This is a genomic window from Klenkia sp. PcliD-1-E (assembly GCF_024124375.1).
In the GTDB taxonomy this organism is placed as follows: Bacteria; Actinomycetota; Actinomycetes; order Mycobacteriales; family Geodermatophilaceae; genus Klenkia.
The window spans coordinates 1-1537 of sequence record NZ_JAMXRZ010000246.1 but is presented as its reverse complement, the minus strand read 5'-3'; the positions used below and the strand labels follow the sequence as shown (position 1 = coordinate 1537).

The 1537-nt window shown below is 73.8% G+C and carries 1 protein-coding gene and 1 pseudogene; both read right to left on the bottom strand.

Features of this window, described 5'->3' with window-relative positions:
• Positions 1 to 122: 122 nt before the first annotated feature.
• A complete protein-coding gene (locus NH342_RS22925) occupies positions 123 to 710 on the bottom strand; it encodes a TMEM165/GDT1 family protein (protein WP_253018672.1) in 588 nt (195 codons plus the stop codon).
• A gap of 239 nt (positions 711 to 949) precedes the next feature.
• Positions 950 to 1537 (bottom strand): annotated as a pseudogene (locus tag NH342_RS22920) (diguanylate cyclase); the annotation flags it as partial.

Genomic DNA, 1537 nt, shown 5'->3' with positions numbered 1-1537 from the left:
CATCCTCGCCCGAGCCTGGTGCCGCGTCATCTACCGCTGCTGGACCGACAACGCCCCCTACGACCCCTCAACCCACGGCGGCGCGCAACGCCTTCTCGCCGCCAGGGGTTGACACAGGGCTCTCAGGTGAGCTCGGTGATCGCCTCGACGAGCAGCCAGGCCCCGAAGAGGAAGAACAGCGCCGCGGCGCCGTACTTGATGGTCTTCTCCGGCAGGCTCTTGCCCAGCCAGCGGCCGACCAGGATGGCGAGCGCGTCGGCGGCGACCATGCCCAGCGTCGAGCCCAGCCAGGTGCCGAACCAGCCGTGGTCGGTGGCCAGCGTGATGGTGGCCAGCATGGTCTTGTCGCCCAGCTCGGCGAGGAAGAACGCGGTGCCGACTGCGATGATCGCCGACTTGGTCGTCCGGTTGACCTTGTCCTTCTCGTCGTCGCTGAGCTCGTCGCCGCGCAGCGTCCAGAAGCCGAACGCGATGAAGGCCAGGGCGGCCACCAGGCTGATCCAGCCGGTGGGCAACGAGACGCCCAGGCCGTAGCCGATGCCCACCGAGGCCAGGTGCACCACCGCGGTGGCGACCGTGATGCCGATGAGGGTCGGCACGACCTTGTAGCGGGTGGCGAACGTGAGCGCCATGAGCTGGGACTTGTCGCCGAGCTCGGCGACGAAGATGACGCCGAAGCTGAGCACGGTGCTGTAGAAGACTGCGTCCACTCGGGGTGGGCCTCTCTGGGACCGGCCGGGCCGGGTCCGCGCGAGACCTCGACCCGGCACACGGATGTACCTGGGTCGAAGGTCTCGCCCGCCCCGGTGTCCCGAGGCCCTCGTGACCGGGCGCCGGGGCGCCAGCATGTCGACCACGATGTTGGGGGGCTACTCCCCTTCGCTGGGAGGGGACGTTACCAGCGACCGGCCCGAGCAGGACCCCGCCGCGGGGTGGGTCCCGTCACGGCTCAGCGGCGGGCGATGCGGGCGGCGACCACACCGGCGGCGCAGCCGTCGTCGACCGCGGAGACCACGACCCCGGCCGTGCCGGAGTTCAGCATCGTCAGCAGCGCGCCGATGCCGGCCATGGAGCCTGCCTGCCCGGCCGACGTCGGGACGGCGACGACGGGCACCTCGGTGACCTGCGCGACCGCGGTGGCCAGGGCGGCGTCGGTGCCGGCGACCACGACCACGCAGCCGGCGCCCTCCAGCAGCGACCCGTCGGCCAGCAGCGCCGGGACCGCGCCGACGCCGACGTCCTCGACCCGCACCACCTCGGTGCCACCCACCCGGGCGAGGAAGGCGGCCTCGGCGGCGACGGCGGCGTCCACCGCGCCGGCACCGAGGACTACCACCCGGCCGTGCGGCTCGGGCAGCGGCCCGACGGCGGCGGCCATCGCGGCGTGGTCCATGGTCGTGTAGGCGTCGTGCTCGGCGGCGAGGGCGACCAGGGTGTCGGCGGGGGCGCCGACGACCACGGCCGGCCGCTCGGGGTGCTCCTGCCGGGCCGCGCGGACCAGGGCCAGCACCTGCGCGGCGCTGCGGCCGGCGGCGCG